Origin of the sequence: Vibrio sp. TRT 2004, assembly GCF_050113735.1 — a bacterium.
GTDB lineage: Bacteria > Pseudomonadota > Gammaproteobacteria > Enterobacterales > Vibrionaceae > Vibrio.
Genome location: NZ_JBNJOH010000005.1, coordinates 110800 through 129195, shown reverse-complemented (window position 1 = coordinate 129195; position 18396 = coordinate 110800). Strand labels below are relative to the sequence as shown.

The 18396-nt window shown below is 46.3% G+C and carries 15 protein-coding genes and 1 riboswitch; of the genes, 4 read left to right on the top strand and 11 right to left on the bottom strand.

The genetic code is table 11. From position 1 onward, the window contains the following. Positions 1-69 precede the first annotated feature (69 nt). The 4 genes from ACQEXR_RS03970 to ACQEXR_RS03955 all read right to left on the bottom strand — a co-directional run bounded on the left by ACQEXR_RS03970 (position 70) and on the right by ACQEXR_RS03955 (position 6121). Positions 70-3141 (bottom strand): error-prone DNA polymerase, encoded by a 3072-nt coding sequence (locus ACQEXR_RS03970; protein WP_427019784.1) that lies wholly within the window; start codon positions 3139-3141, stop codon positions 70-72. Positions 3142-3152: 11 nt separating this feature from the next. Continuing rightward, the gene (locus ACQEXR_RS03965) at positions 3153-4553 is read right to left on the bottom strand and encodes a Y-family DNA polymerase (RefSeq protein ID WP_427019783.1); all 1401 of its coding nucleotides are present in this window, start codon (positions 4551-4553) and stop codon (positions 3153-3155) included. A 2-nt stretch (positions 4554-4555) separates the two neighbouring features. Next, positions 4556-5233 (bottom strand): translesion DNA synthesis-associated protein ImuA, encoded by a 678-nt coding sequence (gene imuA, locus ACQEXR_RS03960; protein ID WP_427019782.1) that lies wholly within the window; start codon positions 5231-5233, stop codon positions 4556-4558. A gap of 144 nt (positions 5234-5377) precedes the next feature. Next, entirely contained in the window at positions 5378-6121 is a 744-nt protein-coding gene (locus tag ACQEXR_RS03955) for a YciK family oxidoreductase (protein WP_269376015.1), read from the bottom strand. 87 nt (positions 6122-6208) lie between these two features. Here ACQEXR_RS03955 and sohB point away from each other — a divergent pair, with 87 nt between their 5' ends. Further along, complete coding sequence (sohB, locus tag ACQEXR_RS03950) at positions 6209-7270, top strand: protease SohB (RefSeq protein WP_138970812.1); 1062 nt, start codon at positions 6209-6211, stop codon at positions 7268-7270. A gap of 102 nt (positions 7271-7372) precedes the next feature. Here the strand turns inward: sohB and ACQEXR_RS03945 are convergent, their stop codons facing one another. Together ACQEXR_RS03945 and rrtA are read right to left on the bottom strand one after the other, a co-directional pair. Further along, on the bottom strand, positions 7373-8809 hold the full coding sequence (locus ACQEXR_RS03945; RefSeq protein ID WP_138970817.1) for a DEAD/DEAH box helicase: 1437 nt from the start codon (positions 8807-8809) through the stop codon (positions 7373-7375). A 103-nt stretch (positions 8810-8912) separates the two neighbouring features. Beyond that, on the bottom strand, positions 8913-9476 hold the full coding sequence (gene rrtA / locus ACQEXR_RS03940; protein ID WP_427019781.1) for a rhombosortase: 564 nt from the start codon (positions 9474-9476) through the stop codon (positions 8913-8915). A gap of 3 nt (positions 9477-9479) precedes the next feature. On the opposite strand from rrtA, the gene ACQEXR_RS03935 reads away from it, so the two are divergent. Further along, positions 9480-10088 carry a tRNA-uridine aminocarboxypropyltransferase gene (locus ACQEXR_RS03935; RefSeq protein WP_427019780.1) on the top strand — a complete coding sequence of 203 codons (609 nt, stop codon included), beginning with the start codon at positions 9480-9482 and terminating at the stop codon, positions 10086-10088. 85 nt (positions 10089-10173) lie between these two features. After that, positions 10174-10273, top strand: a riboswitch (purine riboswitch). 78 nt (positions 10274-10351) lie between these two features. Further along, complete coding sequence (locus ACQEXR_RS03930) at positions 10352-11359, top strand: adenosine deaminase (protein WP_331417262.1); 1008 nt, start codon at positions 10352-10354, stop codon at positions 11357-11359. Positions 11360-11408: 49 nt separating this feature from the next. Here ACQEXR_RS03930 and ACQEXR_RS03925 read toward each other — a convergent pair whose 3' ends face one another. The 3 genes from ACQEXR_RS03925 to ACQEXR_RS03915 form a co-directional block, all read right to left on the bottom strand. Next, on the bottom strand, positions 11409-12725 hold the full coding sequence (locus tag ACQEXR_RS03925) for an anti-phage deoxyguanosine triphosphatase (RefSeq protein WP_331417263.1): 1317 nt from the start codon (positions 12723-12725) through the stop codon (positions 11409-11411). Positions 12726-12820: 95 nt separating this feature from the next. Further along, positions 12821-14368: a DHA2 family efflux MFS transporter permease subunit gene (locus ACQEXR_RS03920; RefSeq protein ID WP_427019779.1), complete on the bottom strand. Its 1548-nt coding sequence runs from the start codon at positions 14366-14368 to the stop codon at positions 12821-12823. A 3-nt stretch (positions 14369-14371) separates the two neighbouring features. Then, positions 14372-15433 carry an HlyD family secretion protein gene (locus ACQEXR_RS03915; protein ID WP_426950423.1) on the bottom strand — a complete coding sequence of 354 codons (1062 nt, stop codon included), beginning with the start codon at positions 15431-15433 and terminating at the stop codon, positions 14372-14374. 128 nt (positions 15434-15561) lie between these two features. On the opposite strand from ACQEXR_RS03915, the gene ACQEXR_RS03910 reads away from it, so the two are divergent. After that, positions 15562-16458 carry a LysR family transcriptional regulator gene (locus ACQEXR_RS03910; RefSeq protein ID WP_427019778.1) on the top strand — a complete coding sequence of 299 codons (897 nt, stop codon included), beginning with the start codon at positions 15562-15564 and terminating at the stop codon, positions 16456-16458. Between the two features lie 16 nt (positions 16459-16474). On the opposite strand, the gene yfbR is transcribed toward ACQEXR_RS03910, so the two are convergent. Both yfbR and ACQEXR_RS03900 read right to left on the bottom strand, forming a co-directional pair. After that, entirely contained in the window at positions 16475-17083 is a 609-nt protein-coding gene (yfbR, locus tag ACQEXR_RS03905) for a 5'-deoxynucleotidase (protein ID WP_138970821.1), read from the bottom strand. Positions 17084-17156: 73 nt separating this feature from the next. Further along, complete coding sequence (locus ACQEXR_RS03900) at positions 17157-18371, bottom strand: pyridoxal phosphate-dependent aminotransferase (protein ID WP_426950420.1); 1215 nt, start codon at positions 18369-18371, stop codon at positions 17157-17159. Positions 18372-18396 lie beyond the last annotated feature (25 nt).

Below are 18396 nucleotides of genomic sequence, written 5' to 3'. Positions count from 1 at the left end.
TATCTGTATTGATTAAAGGGAGCATTGCTCCCTTTTTGCTTAATTTATAATGGGCTTACATCGTTGAATTTAGTGAAAGTCCCGCGATTTACTGCGTAAATCTTGCAGCTTATCGGTCATATCGATCAAACGGCCGGCAATAACATGATGAACATCCCCTTCTTTCTCTAGAATCCCTTTCACCTGCAAGATCTTTGCGGTCAAATAGGCGGCTTTTTGGGCCCGTGAGGTTGCTTTCCAAACCACGACATTGATGTTGCCTGTATCATCTTCGAGCGTGAAAAACGTCACTCCTGCGGCGGTGCCAGGTGACTGTTTCCCCGTTACGACACCTGTCACCGTGACTAAAGACTGATGTGCTTTCTGTGCCAAATCACGCATACGAGTAAAGCGACCGAGAACACCACTTTCATCCAATAGAGTGATAGGATGCTTGGCAAGAGATAGCCCAGTCGCGGCATAATCTTCAAGGATAGTTTGACTTTCGGAAGGTACATTCACAGTGGGGAGTTCAGCTTCTTGCATATGCTGAAATAGAGGGAGCTCAGAGAGAGTGTCCATCATTGCCCAGCGGGTCTGATAGCGATTATTACTTAGACTATGCATGGCGTTGGCGGATGCTAGCAGCTCAAGATCACGTTGGTTGAGACCAATATGTTTAAGTTGATTGATATGAGTAAATCTCGTTTCGGCTCTGGCATGGAGCAATTGTTTAGCACTCTGAGTGCTGAAGCCTTTGATTTGTCTGAGTCCAAGCCGAATCGCCCACTTCCCCTGTTCACAAACGACGTGGTGATCGTATTGTGAGGCATTCACACAGACTGGCAAAATATGAACACCATGGCGACGAGCGTCTTGTACGAGTTGTGAGGCACTATAAAAACCCATCGGCAGGCTATTGAGAAGCGATGTATAAAAAGCCTCAGGGTAGTAATGCTTGAGCCATGCCGAGCAATAAGCAAGTACTGCAAAAGAGGCTGAGTGACTTTCTGGAAAGCCGTATTCACCAAATCCAAGTATCTGAGCGAAGATGCGTTCAGCAAACTCAATCTTATAGCCTCTGGCGAGCATGCCTTCTATCAGCTTGGTTTTGAATTTGACTAAGTCACCACTCTTTTTCCACGCGGCCATAGCACGGCGAAGTTGATCCGCTTCACCCCCACTGAAGCCCGCAGCCACCATGGCAATTTTAATCACTTGTTCCTGAAAAATAGGCACACCGAGAGTCCTCTCGAGTACGCTGCGCACCTCTTGTGATGGGTACTCGACACTTTCTTCGCCATTTCTGCGTTTTAGGTAGGGATGAACCATGTCACCTTGAATCGGGCCAGGACGAACAATGGCAATCTGGATGACGAGATCGTAATAGCAGGCGGGTTTTAAGCGTGGTAGCATGCTCATTTGTGCCCGAGATTCGATTTGAAACACACCGACAGTATCGGCTTTCTGAATCATGCGGTAGACCTGGCTATCATCCTGACGCCGGGTGATTTCCGCGATGGTGAGTGTACGGTGGTGGAGACGTTCAATGAGGTCAAAGCATTTACGAATCGCAGTCAGCATTCCCAGTGCTAATACGTCTACTTTCAACAGTTTCAGTGACTCTAGATCATCCTTATCCCATTGAATAACGGTTCTGTCTACCATCGATGCGTTTTCTACTGGGACGAGCTCATATAGCGGCCCTGCGGCAATAATAAAACCGCCCACATGTTGCGAGAGATGACGTGGAAAACCAAGAATATCATTCACCAACGAGATGAACTGTTCCCCCTTTAGCGAGTCTGGTTGAAGACCAAGCTCCACTATCTGAGCTTGCCATCCCTGAGCTCGGTCGCGGCGATTGATATTTTTGATAAAGTAATCCAACTGACTCTCTTCGATTCCCAACGCTTTACCTACATCACGCACGGCGCTTTTGAAACGGTACGAAATGACCGTGGCGGCGAGTGCGGCACGTTCGCGACCATATTTTTGATAAATATACTGGATGACTTCTTCGCGTCGTTCATGCTCAAAATCGACATCAATATCCGGCGGCTCATCGCGTTCACGGCTGATGAACCGTTCGAACAGGACGGAGATTTTTCTGGGATCCACAGAGGTAATCTCTAAGCAGTAACAGACGACTGAGTTGGCGGCTGAACCCCGACCCTGATAGAGGATATGGTTGTTTTTGGCGAACATGACGATGTCATGAATGGTCAAAAAATAGAATGGATAATTAAGCTCGTCGATCAGTGCGAGCTCTTTATTAATCGTCGTTTCGATATCACTTGGAACGCCATCTGGAAAGCGCAGCTTTTTACCATGTTCAACTAACTTGGTTAGGTAACTCATCGGCGTGTGTCCATCGGGGACCAGCTCGCTTGGATATTCGTATTGAAGTTCTCCTAAACTGAAGGTACAGCGGTTGGCAACCGCTATACTTTCTTGCAACCATTCAGCTTTAAACAACTTAGTGAGCTTTTCCTGACTGCGTAGCGTTCGTTCGGTGTTTGTTAATCGCTGTTCACCTAATTCACTCACGCTACAACCGTGCTTTATTGCAGTCAGAGTGTGTTGCAGTGGTAAACGAGTCGCGGTATGCATTAATACGCCACCACAAGCGGTAATGGGTAATTGATGGTGAGTGGCGAGTTGCTGACAGTGTTCTAGGTATTGTTTGTCATCGGATTTAAGATGACGCTGTACGCCAACCCAAAGTCGATGTCGGTGATGCTGAGTGAGCCAATGTCCCCACTTATTGTCAGTGGTTCTATGACAAGGAAGCCAGATGAGCAAGCAACGCTTAGCCGACATCAAGTCCCATTCTGACAGCTGATAGCTGCCTTTTTCAGAACGTCTCCTAGCATTGGTGATAATTCGACAAAGCTCTGCATAGGCCTCTCTGTTGGGGCATAACAGAACGACCTGACAGTCGTCATTGAGCCAGAACATGCTGCCTATAATCAGCTTAATATTAAGATTATGCTGTTGGCTGGCGCTATAAGCTCGGACGACTCCCGCAACAGAGCACTCGTCAGTGATAGCCAGCGAGTGGTAGCGAAGAAAGTCCGCTTGTAAGATCAACTCTTCAGCATGCGAAGCGCCGCTAAGAAAAGAGAAGTTACTTTGACAAAACAGTTCAGCGTAAGCCATATCAACACTCGTCAGCTAAACATCCCGTGGACGAACCACTGGTGATCCTGATTACGAAATACCCATAGCCAACGTCCTGCGTGACTGCGAGCAACGAAGTAATCACGGGTCATATCATCGCCATCCCACCAGCCAGTAACGAGACGTTCAGGACCTTGAATAATGGCAATCTTTTCCATTAACGGCTCGGGTTTATATAACAATAAACTCGGACGTAAGCGATAACTGATATGACGTATAGGGATTGGTAGAGTTGGGTCACAGAGAAAGGTCGACTTTTCAGGACGAGGATCATGGCTGTGAGCGACTTTACGCACGTGTTCATTACCTAGCTTCGCTTGCAGAAGACCAATCAGTTCCAGTTCGGTCTGTTCGCCTTGCACGCCGTTAAAGAGATCGGCGCTGGTGGATTCAAGCTCTCCGGCGCGAATGAGACGCAAGGTTAATCCTTGAACCGGAGCCTCCAGTTTGATTGACTCCATTGTTAGGCGACAAAGAGTCAGCCATCGTGTGGTGAGATAATCCCCACTAGCGGAATAAAAGCTGACTGTGCACTCTTCTTTATCGCGTTGATGTAACCGCAGTGCCAGCTCGTAGCCCACTTGATTGCGTAGCGTCAGGAAGCATTCGAGTTTATCGAGTAGTTTGGTTAAAGGTTTTTCTAGCCATTGGACATTTTCGATGTCGAACAGAAGTTCTTGATAGCATTCAAAATGTTCAGGGGGGTGATAAAACGTGACAGGATGTTTGAATTGCCCCATCAGACGTCCTACGTAGTTGACGAGATCAATATCAAAACGACGAGCGACCTCTTGCATCGGTAAGGCGAGAAGCTGCTCAAGGGTCGTCACTCCAACTCGTTGCAGTTTTTCAACTTGCTTGTGCTCTAATTCAGTAGCGAAGAGCGGAAAAGGGGCCATCGCCGAGATAATTTTCTCTTTATCGAGCGTCAGTAGTGCGACACCTGATTTGGCTAACAGCATGGCCGAGAATGGCGAGAATCCGATCGAGTACAGATAGTTAAGCTGTAACTTTTCAAGATGGTGAGAGACCCGTTGCCAATAGGCGTTCAACCCTCCGTAGAGTGACAGCATATCCGTAACTTTCAATAACACGCCTTGCGGAGGAAATAAGCAAATATCAGATGTGACCATATAAAGCCATTGGGCAATATTGAGCAACGATTGCTGTTCGATTTTCGGATCGTAAGGGTGAACTTGTAGCTTCTGGCACAAAGCACTGGCACTGCCCAACCCCATACCTAGCTGAATACCTTCGTCGAGAGCCGCTTGGTTACATTGCACCACTTTAAAGTGGCTTGATTCAACAATCGCCAGTGGTGATGCGCTGTTTTCTGCAAATAATGCATCCAGCTGCAAGGTTGGGAAATGAAGGTAGATCCAACTTTGCATAGTTAGCCTTGTTGACGGATCGGGAATGGGATAACGACGGGTGCTTTAGGTTGCAGGGTTAAACTTGGCCAACTTGCACTCATATCGATGACGAAACTGCCCTGTGGCCAGCCTCCTTTGCGTTTAGTGATGGTCACTTCAATACCAAGCGGGTGGGGCAGCAATGTCATACTTAAGCTGACAGGTAGAGAAAAGAGACTTTTTGCTACGCTTTTAAAGACGAAGTGCAGGCAGTTGCCACGTTCACTTGCGACTTGCAGTCGTCTGGCTTGGTGAACTTCAAGCTCAGTATGCCAAAGCAACACATTGCTACACGCGCCACTGCGCAGGCACTGTTCAGCCGCCCATAATGCTTGGTGCGGGTTGCGAGGGGAGATCATCAGGACTTTATTCGTGTCTAAGCCCAAATGATGAAGCTGCTCAGCACATAAGTAACCCGGTGCTTGAATGAAGACAGATAATCGATCTTGGCTGGTGTTTTTCAGGTGTGGCAGCACTAGGCGTAATTCACCAATGCTGGTCTCACTTTGTAACTCGACGACGCCATATTTTGGAAAGCCACCTTCGAGCTTTTGATCCAAGAGTTCATAGCCTGTTGAGTAGTAATCGTGGTGTTCAGGTGTTTGGATTCCTGACCAAAGCCACTGTTTTTTCTTCAGATGCTCGATTAATTCATACATAATAATTTACCTGTATATATGTACAGTATAATTTATTGAGTATGAACGGCAAGAGGAGAGAGATTTAAATGGATAAAAAAACGCCTTGTGCGATTAGAAACAGACCACAAGGCGTTGATTGCAATGTAAAATAGTTTTTTACGTTTATCGTTTTGGTTGTGCGTCGATACACTCACCGTTTACGGACTTGCTCTCTGCTGACATCAGGTACAGATAGAGCGGCATAATATCGAGAGGTGTTTTTAGCAAGTCTGCATCTTCAGCAGGATAAGCTTTAGCACGCATGCCTGTTCGAGTCGCACCTGGATTGATGGCGTTGACACGAATGTTGCTTTCGCTCAATTCGTCAGCAAGGATCTGCATCATCCCCTCAGTCGCAAACTTGGACATCGCATAAGTTCCCCAGAATGCACGGCCACTATGACCAACCGTTGATGAGGTAAAAATGATGCGAGCATCTGGCGATTTATGCAGTAGAGGCAACACAGCTTGAGTCATCAGAAATTGCGCTTTAACGTTAACCTGCATGATATCGTCGTAAGTGTCTTCACCGATCTGATCAAATGGGCTAATGACACCGAGTAAGCTGGCATTGTGCAAAACACCGTCTAAACGACCAAACTGACCCTCAATGGTATCAACCATATCGAGGTAGTTTTGTTTAGTCGCGCCTTTCATATCAAGCGGGATAATCGCTGGTTGAGGATAACCAGCCGCTTCGATTTCGTCGTAAGTCTGCTCCAGCTTTTTCACTGTACGACCAAGTAAAATCACGGTAGCGCCGTGCTCTGCATAAGAGAGCGCCGCTTGCTTACCGATGCCGGCACCTGCGCCAGTCACCAGAATGACTTTACCTTTCAGGGCATCTGAAGAAACAGCATATTCCACGATGTGTATCCTTTTGTAATGTTCTGCTTTATGAATCCATAACTTGGTGGTTACAATACACTAATTCGCACATTTGGGGATCTCACATTGGAATTTTTGTTGGACTATGGCCTGTTTTTGGCCAAGATTGTGACTGTTGTAGTCGCGGTGATTGCGATATTGGTTATTGCTAAAGCAGTGAGCGGAAAAAGTGGTGCTGCCAAGGGTGAACTCGAAATCACCAACTTAACAGAGCAGCATAAAAATACCGTTGAACAGCTAGAACATTACTTACATGACGACGCTTTCATCAAGGCTCGCGATAAGGCTGAGAAGAAGCAAGAGAAAGAACAGAATAAAGCACGCGAAAAAGAGATTAAGAAGGCATCAAAAGAGGGTGAACTGGATAGCAAACGTGAACCTCATCTGTTTGTCCTTGATTTTAAAGGTAGTATTGATGCTAAAGAAGTGGCTTCGCTGCGTGAGGAAGTGACGGCGATTTTAGCTGTAGCCCGTGAAGGTGATGAAGTGTTACTACGATTAGAGTCTGGTGGTGGCATGGTACATGGCTACGGCCTTGCTTCGTCTCAACTGGATCGTATCAAGGCAGCAAAACTTCCTTTGACGATTGCTGTTGATAAAGTCGCGGCAAGCGGGGGCTATATGATGGCCTGCATCGCCGATAAGATTGTTTCAGCACCATTTGCCATCGTCGGTTCTATTGGCGTGATTGCCCAGTTACCAAACTTCAATAAAGTGCTGAAAAAGTACGATATTGAATATGAGCAACTGACGGCCGGCGAATACAAGCGCACGCTGACTATGTTTGGAGAAAACACAGATAAAGCACGCGAGAAATTCAAGCAAGAGCTAGAAGAGACGCATGATCTTTTTAAAGATTTTATCCGTGAACGTCGTCCTGCATTAGAGTTAGATAAAGTCGCGACGGGCGAGCATTGGTTTGGTACCCAAGCCTATAAACTTGGTTTGGTTGATGAGATTAAAACGTCAGATGACATTGTCGTTGAAGCGTGCAAGGATAAAACCGTACTAGCCATTCATTATGTAGAGAAGAAGAAGCTGACCTCAAAGCTTGCAGGTCTTGCCGGAGAGGCGGCTGACAACGTTCTGATGAAGTTGATTGACCGTGGCCAGCGCCCAATCATCTAAATGACTAATCATGCAGAATCAAAGCGCCTATCTCAAATGGCGCTTTTTTTAACTCACTTCAGTGGTCTAAACGGAGTCGTTTAGCCTTAAACGATGAGCCTGCTATTGGCTTGATGCAGAACTGCGAGGTGCTTTTGCGCGGTTAGGGCGTCGGTTAGACGGTTTACCGTTTGATGGCTTACTGCTGCCAGAACGACCTTTCGCTTTTCCTTCGCCATGCTTAACGTTAGTAGGTTTGCTTTCTCCACTTGGCTTACTATGACCGAAATGGCGTTTATTTTTGCTTGCTGGCTTATTGCCACGGGCATTATCTCCCGAGCGTTGACCATCTTGGTGGCCAGTCTTAGGCTTCTTGGGTTTTTTCGCCTTGATAGGGCGTGTATCTAGTTTTGATTCTGGCAACTCGTTAACCGGTTTAAAGCCTTCCAGCTCAAAACGCGGCAGTACTTGTTGAATCAAACGTTCAATACCAAATAAATCACCCGCCTCATCCGCTTCTACTAAAGAGATCGCTTTGCCTACTTCACCTGCACGACCTGTACGACCGATACGATGAACGTAGTCTTCGGAGACATTGGGCAGCTCAAAGTTAACAACTTGTGGCAGCTGTGGAATATCGATACCACGTGCGGCGATATCTGTCGCAACTAAAACTCGGATATCACCGGATTTAAAGTCAGCCAGTGCTCGAGTACGTGCGCCTTGGCTTTTGTTGCCGTGAATAGCGGCTGCTGTAATGTTCTCATTATTGAGGAACAGCGCTAAACGGTTCGCACCATGCTTGGTACGGCAGAACACCAGCACCTGTTTCCAGTCGCCATCTTTAATCAGTTTGACTAGCATCGGTGCTTTTTTGCGCTTGTCTGCTGGGTAGATGCTTTGCTCAATGGTCACTGCTGTCGAGTTTTCAGGGTTAACCGAAATCTCGACTGGATTGTTTACCAATCCCTTTGCAAGTTCGCGGATCTCTGGTGAAAAGGTGGCCGAAAACAGTAAGTTCTGACGTTTTGCTGGTAGTAAATTTAGGATCTTACGAATATCGCGGATAAAACCCATGTCAAGCATGCGGTCGGCTTCATCAAGAACCAAAACTTCAAGCTGCTCAAACTTAATCGCGTTTTGCTGGTAAAGGTCGAGTAGACGTCCTGGCGTAGCCACAACAATGTCGCTACCTTTACGAAGCTTCATCATTTGAGGGTTAATTTTCACACCACCAAACACAACGGTGGAAGTCAGTTTCTGATAACGACTGTACTTGAATACATTCTCTTGAACTTGTGCAGCCAGCTCACGAGTCGGCGTCAAGATTAACGCACGGACATGATTGCCCCTTACTCGTGTACCATTGTCTAGGCGTTCAAGGATAGGAAGAGTGAAACCGGCTGTTTTACCTGTACCTGTCTGCGCTGCTGCCATGACATCCTGACCGTTAAGTACGGCAGGGATAGCTTGCTCCTGAATTGGAGATGGTTTGTCGTAACCCTGTTCCTCAATTGCTTTGAGAATCGGGGCAGAAAGGCCTAAGGAGGTAAAACCCATAGTGTGTACTCTGTATAATAAATGCGTAATATTCACGCACATTGGTTATGCGTGAAAAAGGGCGCCATTCTGAGCCCTTTGACGATGAACATCAACCAAATTATTACGCAGTGGTCAGAGGTTGGGATTTTCTCTTGATGAAATAGACCATCAGAGCGAATACCAAGCCAGACAGCGCACCGAATAAGTGAGCTTCAACGGCAATCGGTGCGTTGATAAGATCGCTGGTTGACTGGGCGGCTCCCATGGTGAGTTCCCACATCACTTTAAGCATCACACCAGCCACCAATAGCCAACTGCTTTTACGCTCTTGTAGGGCTTCTAAGGTGGCGAAATAGGCGAAGATGCCATGTAATGTACCTGATAGTCCGACATAGCCATTCATAGTGGTAAACAAATTGAGAATACCAATACAAAGGCTAGTCGCAATCAATATGAGAGCTAAACTCTTGGCCGTTGGCTTAAAAACGAAACAAATCACCCATAGACCCGCCAGATTCATCGTGAGGTGAGCAAAGTTGGTATGAGTGAAATTTCCTGTTAGGATTCGCCACCATTGGCCTTGGTTAATCCAGTAGCGATGCCAATTTACTTGCGACGCTAAGGGATCGAATTGCAGACCCAAGCACACTAAACTGATAGCGATTAACAGAAGAAATAAGCGCACACTATGTCCCGATATTGTTCTCAATGTGGAAAGTCACTCAAAGCTTGTATATGTAAGTGGATACAAAGCTTAACATCAAATGTTGAGCTGGTTATTCTACAGCATCACAGCGAGACGACCAGACCTATGGGCACTGCACGTATATTAAAATTGTCGCTGGCCAACAGTTACTGCTTTGAAGGCGAAGATTTCTCGCAGCACGCTGAACTCAATGCTTTGCTGAATGAAGCTCAGTGTCATCACTTTGTACTCTATCCAGGAGAAGGGGCGTTAGCGCATACTGAAGTCGCCGAGAAGCTGACTGAAGGCACCAAGATACGCATTATCTTACTTGATGGTACATGGAAAAAAGCCTATAAAATTTGGCAGTTATCGACCAATCTTCACTCGCTTCCTTTGATACGTTTACCTGATGACCTACAAGGCAACTACCGTATCCGCAAAGCGCCAAGTGACAACAGTTTGTCGACTGTTGAGGCTGGCTATCATATTTTGTCGCTCCTTGAGCCAGAAAACGAGTTTAGGCCACTGATTGAGGCTTTTAACCACATGATAGAGTTTCAGATAAAGCAGATGCCACCAGGGGTGTTTGAGAAAAACTATCTGAGTTAATTAAAATGCCTAGAAAATCACAATGAACTAGCTAAACTATATTTTTAAGCGGCTTAGAAGATCGGTTACCAGATTGATAAGTCGTACCGTGGTCTTCACGGTGCTTCGTATAATCCCGCTGATAGGGTGCGGGAGTCTCTACCTGGAGCCGTAAATTCCAGATTACGAAGAGTTAAGTGCATAGCGCTTTTCTCTTTGTATGTCTGACACTTTTCTAGAGAAAGGCGCTTGTTATACCAATCAAATTGAGTGAGGAGACAAGCGTGCATCAATCCAATTTTATCCAACAACTACCAAAAGTAGAGCTGCACTTACATATCGAAGGGACACTCGAGCCAGAAATGATGTTCGAGTTAGCGCAGCGGAATCATATTACCTTGCCTTATAGCACGCCTGAAGAAGTTCAGGCTGCGTATGAGTTTACTAATCTGCAGTCCTTTCTTGATATCTATTATCAGGGGGCCAACGTATTAATTACGGAGCAGGATTTTTACGACTTAACCTACGCTTATGTGACACGTTGTCACCAAGATAATGTCATTCATACCGAGATTTTCTTCGACCCGCAAACTCATACCGAGCGTGGTGTGGCGTTTGAAACCGTGCTCAATGGTATCCATCGTGCATTGCAGGATGGGCGAGAAGAATTTGGTATCAGCAGCCGAATTATCATGTGTTTCTTGCGTCATCTTGATGAAGCGAGCGCGTTTGCTACATTGGAACAGGCGTTACCCCACAAAGACAAAATCATCGCAATAGGATTGGATTCGTCAGAACTGGGTCATCCACCAGAAAAATTTTCTCGTGTGTTTGCCAAAGCGAGGCAAGCAGGCTTTCTGACGGTCGCACACGCTGGAGAAGAAGGCCCTTCCAGTAATATTAATGACAGTTTAGAACTACTGAAAGTGAGCCGAGTCGACCACGGTGTACGCTGTGTCGATGACGAGAAGTTGGTTGAACATTTGGCTAAAACGCGCATGCCTTTGACGGTTTGCCCATTATCGAATACCAAATTAAAAGTGTTTGAGCAGATGCAAGATCACAACATTGTTGAACTATTAAGAAAAGGTTTGTGCGTCACCATCAATTCAGACGATCCTGCCTATTTTGGTGGCTACATGACGGATAACTTTCTTGCTGTCGATAAAAGTCATGGTTTAACTTGGGAGGAGCTGGCGCAGTTTACCTTAAATGCGATTGAAGCCAGCTTCATTAGTGCGGAAGAAAAACAGGAACTGACGGCAAAGTTGGATGCCTTTATGGCTGACTAAATAGAATCAGGAGCCAGTTGGCTCCTGATTTGTTAAAGCGCAACGATTGCTAGTGTGATGAAAATAGCTGCTGATGCAGGCGCTGGGCATGTCCATCTGTCATCGATGAAATGTAATCGGCGATGACCCTATATCCTTCACTCGGGTCGTGTTTTGCTGCCCACTGCAAACGAACTTGAGTAGGTAACAATCGCTCAGGATCTGCACTGAGCGCTTCGAAAATATCCATGATGATCTGTTGGCCTTTGTACTCGACTACCTGTACATGCGGTACTTGAATAACGTAGTCACTAACGAAGTGTTTAAGAATGTCTAAAGCCTTAGCCATCTTAGGTTCAAGATAGGCATTGAATGAAAGCAGTTCACACGCAAAACAGGCATCAACTGGCTTAATAGATATACTGGTCAATAGCGCGTTGACCATCCCACCAATCGCATCTTTGCGCTGGTAGTGAGTGCCTGCAAACAACATGTCGGTGATGGAATCGATATGTTGTTCAAACCATGGGTCGCCACATTCCGATAACTGACTGGCCGCCCCTTCAATCCATTGGTGGCGATTGACCATTCCAAGTACCAAGGCGTCTTCAAGATCATGCACACCGTAGGCGATATCATCGGCCAGCTCCATAATCGAACAATCGATAGACTTATAGCGAGTCTTTTTGTGTTCGGTATCAGGCAGTTTTTCATCGCGCATCGTACTGAAAAGCTGTTTGTCTTTTTCGCTCAGAGGTTCGAGCAACCAGTCAAACAGTGAGCGATCACAATCATAAAGTCCTTTAGCAGGCATCCAGTCGCGTGCACGGAGTTTGCGTTGATGGGAGACACTGTCTGGGAGGGTCACTGCTCGTGTTTGACTGATCATTGCCGGATACTTGATGAGCCCAAGTAGCGTTCGACGAGTGAGGTTCATACCGAAATGTTCAGTGTAAGGTTCGAGTTTAGTGACGATACGAAATGTCTGTGCATTGCCTTCGAATCCACCGTGTTTGCGCATCATGTAGTTAAGTGCCACTTCTCCACCATGCCCGTAGGGTGGGTGGCCAATGTCATGCGCAAGACAAAGTGAATCAATCAAACTGTCACTGGGCAGCAGATCACGAAACTCTGGTTGTTTCTTTTTCAATTGCGCGACAATTCCGGTGCCTAGTTGGGCGGCTTCTAATGAATGCGTTAAACGAGTGCGGTGGAAGTCATCGAAACTTTTGCCGTGAACCTGAGTTTTCGCTTGTAGGCGGCGAAAGGCAGCAGAATGAAGAATACGGGCACGATCGCGTTGATATGGGCTGCGGTGGTCATCACGACGAATCTTATGTTCATCATCATGACGTTGATGCCATAAATCGCTGATTTGAAACGTCATAGGCAATACCCCTCTGTTTTTCCTAACCGTACACCGATGCAGAGAGGACTTCAAGTGGCAGAAAACTATGAAAATTTTGCCACTTGATCCATAGGCTAGTCCTTCATACTTAAAATCAAAACAGCAGCCACGGCGAGAAAAGCCGTCATCATCAGAAATACATCGTTGTAGGCCATAATAGCGGCGTCGCGTTGCATGGTCGCAATCAGACTTGCTTGTGCCTGTTGCAGTGCCGTTGCTGCGTCGCTGCCTGATTGGACAAAAAACGCTTGCTGTTGTTGCAGTGTTTGCCAGCCCAGTTGACTGAGCGTTGGCAATGACTCTTTAATATGCGCTAAGTGCTCGCGGGTTTTATTGTCGAGTAAAGTCGCGATAATCGCGATACTGAAAGCACCGCCGAGGTTACGCATCACGTTCGTCAAAGTCGAAGCATCAGGTGTATCCGGTTTACTGATGTTCTTCATTGCGACCAAAGATAGCGGCACCATGATAAATGGGCTACCAATGGCTCGAAGCAACATAGACATAATCAGCTGCTGCCCTCCGAAGTCGACCGTCATATGAGTATTAACGTAGCAGCTCAGACCAAACATTGCGAAACCGAAGGTCACTAAATGTTTAGGCTTAATAATTTGGGTTAATTTGGGAACCAGCGGGAAAATCAACAACTGTGGGAAACCCATCCACATGAGTACTTCACCAATTTCCATTGCGTTGTATTGCTGAATTTGAGTTAGGTACATAGGCAGCACGTAAATAGAACCAAGCAGAGCCATACCCAAAATCAGATAGGCGATACACGACATCGCAAACTGACCATCTCGCAATAACCTCAGATTCACCAACGGCTTTTTATGTTGTAGTTCGTTAATGATGAAATACACCAAACTGACGGCCGAAATAATGCTAAGGGTAATGATGAAACTTGAACTGAACCACTCTTCACGGTTACCTTCTTCTAGCACGACTTCAAGACAGCCCAGTCCTAACGCCATGGTGGCGATGCCAAACCAATCCGCTTTTTTTAGCAGACCAAGTTCGAGCTTTTCATCATCCAACCCATAGCGGATCATTGAAATGACCAATAGCGCAGGTGGAATATTGATATAGAAAATGTAGTGCCATGAGAGATTTTCAGTCAGCCATCCGCCAAAAGTCGGCCCAATTGAGGGAGCAAAAGTGGCGGTGACACCAAACAGCGCCATACCGACAGCGCGCTTATTGAGAGGAAGTAGCTGAACCACAAGCGAAAAGGCGAGGGGAATCAAAGCCCCGCCACTGAATCCCTGCATAGCGCGAAAGACGATCATCGAAGTCATATTCCAAGAAAAAGAACATAACAGCGACGACAGCGTAAAAATTGCCGTTGTCCATGTTAGGTAACGGCGTTTACCCAAGGCTTTTGATAACCATCCACTCAGCGGAATCGCGATCATCTCTGCAACCAAATAGGAGGTAGAGATCCAAGAACTTTCATCTAAGGTAGCGGAAAGCGCACCTTGAATATCTTTCAACGACGAGTTGGTGATTTGAATATCAAGGATTGCCATAAAGGCGCCTATTAAACCTCCGAATAAGGCTATCCAGTGGCGGGTCGGCACATGATTGGTTTCTGCTTGCACAGAGACAGTCGCATGGCTCATGGTCTAGCCTCGTGTATCGATGGTTGCTACCACAGATAGGCCGGGTAGTAGGCGTCCTTTGAGTGCTTTTTGATCGGCAATGATGATCTTGACGGGTACACGCTGAACGATCTTGGTGAAGTTACCTGTCGCATTCTCCGGAGGCAGCAGCGCAAACTTAGCACCAGTGGCAGGAGAGAAGCTATCAACGACGCCTTCTAGTGACTCGCCAGGGAAAGCATCGAGTTCAACGGCTACTTTTTGTCCCTGATGGATACCACTTAACTGAGTTTCCTTGAAGTTGGCTTCAATCCAAACACCTTGCTCTGGAACCAAGCTCATTAGCGGTGAGCCAGCTTGAACCAGTAACCCTTCACGTACACTGCGCTTGCCAACAACGCCATCAGTCGGTGCGTAAACCTTGGTGTAGTCGAGATTGAGTTGCGCTTGCTTTAGTTGTGCCTGAGCTTCAGTTACCGATGCTTGTGCTTGTTCAATTTCACTGGCGATGACGATCAACTGATCATTGCTTGCCGCGAGGTTCGCTTTTGCTTCTTCTAGCTCAGCAAGCGTGACCTTTTGCTGCGCTATCATGCTGTCCAGTTCATCTTGAGAGGCGTAATTACGTTTGATTAGGCTACGGGAACGAGTGACTTGTTGAGTCGCACGATCATATTCAGCCTGAGCAGAATCGACCCGACTGGCTGCTTGATTAATTTGACTACGCTGCAAGGTTTGTTGAGCGATAAGATTTTTGACGCTGGATTTCGCAACCACAAGGTGCGCCTGAGATTGAGCCAACGCTGCCTGATAGTCACGGTCGTCAATCTGTACTAACAGTTGGCCTTGCTTGACTTGTTGGTTATCAGAAACATAAGACTGCACAATATAACCAGACACCTTTGGACTGATAGTGGTGATATCACCTTGCAGGTAGGCATTATCTGTCGATTCAAAATACTGACCGTAACTAAACCAGTATCCACTCCCCAATAGACCAAGAGACAACATCAATGCGGTCGCAATCAAAGGCGCTTTTTTACGTTTAGGTGTCGTTGTGGTGCGTGCTTGCGGTGTCTCTGCCATAGTGTTCTCTTTATCGATATGAAGTATAGATGTAACGAATTGTAAATGAATAGCATTGGTTGATAAGATAGGAAAAAAGGGAAACACTGTTGCAATAATTAATCTAATTGACCGTTCTAGGAGGCCACATGGACTTAAATGCAGTGACTGTATTTGCCCAAGTTGTTGATTGTGGGAGCTTTACGCACGCGGCGGAAATGCTCAACATGACTAAATCAACGGTGAGCAGAAAACTGGTCGAGCTAGAACAACACCTTGGCGTGAGATTGATCACGCGTTCTACACGCAGCTTAGTATTGACCCCAGAAGGTGAAAAATTCTATCAATCCAGCTTACAAATGCTTGAAATCATTAATCAGGCGGAACTTGAGGTGTCAGCCAACCAAGATTTAATTCGCGGGCCTCTCAACGTCGTCTTGCCCGTTGAGCTAGGTCATCAAGTATTGGGTAGCTATATTCATCGTTTCTTGCTCGATTTTCCGCACGTCACCATGAACTTAGAGTTGAGCAATCGAGAAGTTGATATTATCGGCGAGGGCGTTGATCTGTATGCTCAAATCGGGGAACTAGAAGATTCAAATCTGGTTTCTCGCTATCTAACATCGTCAAAGCGAGCGCTTGTTGCCAGCCCTGACTACTTAGCTAAGTACGGCGAAGTGACCACTCATAGTGATTTAATTGCACCACACCATATGGTTGAGGTGCAGAACAAAGCCGCTCGATTGCCAAAATGGCATCTCCAGCTTGAAGGTGTCGAGTCGTATCATATTGATCTGCCCTATCGTCTAAAGGTCAACACAATTACGGCTTGTCTTAAAGCTTCTATCGATGGCTTAGGCTTGGCGGTACTGCCTGAGTTTATCTGTCGAGAGCATTTTGAAAGTGGGGCGTTGGTGCGCTTATTACCTGAGTACAAAATGCCTGAAGTACAGGTGAGTCTTGTCTATGCAGATAGGCAACTGATGCCGAAACGTAAGAAAGTGTTGATTGAATATTTGCTTAACGCGTTCCAGCATCGTAATTAAGTGGCAACAAGCTGTATTAGCTGATCTCGTCTAAAGAGAGCTCGAAGCTTGGTGCGAAGGTATTTAGGAAATATTCCATCTCTGGGGTAAAGCGTTGCTTTAAGGTGACATCTAAGCGTTTTTTCGCCAGCGCATACTCATGATTGCCTGCACTCAGTTCTTCGAGACATTTCAGATAGGCGCAAATGGTATCGGCTTGCTTAACTATCATGGCATCATCGGAATGCGCTTGTTGGGAGATTAAATATGGGGTGAAATCATCGTGAAATTCTTCGGGCAGCATAGATAGCAGTTTCTTTTCTGCGGCAGCCTCAATCTTTTTGTATTCTTTGGCTATCTCTGGATTGTAGTACTTAACGGGTGTTGGTAAATCACCGGTTAACACTTCACTGGTGTCATGGTACATACCTAAGATAGCGATTCTTTCTGGGTTAAGGTTGCCGCCAAACTTCTTGTTTTTGATCAGTGCCAAAGCGTGGGCAACGAAAGCAACCTGTAAGCTGTGTTCTGAGATGTTTTCACTTGATACTGAACGCATCAACGGCCAACGCTGAATCAGTTTCATGCGCGCCAAGTGGGCGAAAAAGTGGCTTTCCTGAACAACTTTGTTTGGACTATCTGACATTTCTCTACTCCATGAAATGAAAAAGGGCACTCAGTGAGTGCCCTTTAAGAATATGAGAGATTGAAGCTAATTACTACTGACTATAGGTCGACAGGAAGCGTTCAAAGCGACCGATCGCAACTTCAAGATCTTCGACGTGAGGTAACGTCACGATGCGGAAGTGATCAGGTTTAGGCCAGTTAAACCCTGTCCCCTGAACAAGCAGCACTTTTTCTTGAACCAAGAAATCGAGCACCATCTTCTGGTCATCTTTGATGTTGTAAACCTTAGTATCAATTTTTGGGAACAAGTACATCGCCCCTTTCGGTTTGACACACGATACCCCTGGGATCTGGTTAATCAATTCCCATGCGCGATCACGCTGTTCGAGCAGACGACCACCAGGCAGAATCAATTCATTAATACTTTGATAACCACCTAATGCAGTTTGAATCGCATGTTGCATCGGCACGTTAGCACAGAGTCGCATTGACGCTAGCATATCGAGACCGTTTATATAGCCTTTGGCCATATGTTTAGGGCCCGTCATAAACATCCAACCGCCACGGAAACCACACACGCGATAAGCTTTCGACAATCCATTGAACGTCATCACGATGACATCGTCGGTTAAGGTGGCAACGGAAGTATGCGTTGCGCCGTCGTAAAGAACTTTGTCGTAGATTTCATCAGCGAAGATGATGAGTTTATGCTGACGTGCAATCTCGATCACTTCAAGTAGGAAGTCACGGCTGTATACCGCACCGGTTGGGTTATTCGGGTTGATTAATACGATGCCGCGTGTTTTTGGCGTGATTTTACGCTTGATGTCGTCAAGGTCTGGATACCAGTCCGCTTCTTCATCACACATGTAGTGCACCGCATTACCACCGGAAAGAGCAACGGAAGCGGTCCATAGCGGGTAGTCAGGTGCAGGGACGAGCATTTCGTCACCATTGTTTAGCAACGCTTGCATTGCCATAACGATAAGCTCAGAGACGCCGTTACCAATGTAGACGTCTTCGACGTCTAGTGAATGAATTCCCTTGCGCTGATAATGCTGAACGACGGCTTTACGAGCTGAATAAATTCCCTTTGAATCACAGTAGCCTTGCGAAGTAGGCAAGTTACGGATTACATCGACTAGGATTTCGTCAGGTGCGTCAAAGCCAAATGGGGCGGGGTTTCCGATGTTTAGCTTTAGTATTTTATGCCCCTCTTCTTCCATGCGTTTAGCATGTTTTAGTACCGGACCCCTAATGTCATAGCAGACATTATCGAGTTTCGACGACATCCCGATATTTTGCATTGATTTAAACCTAAAAATAATTGAA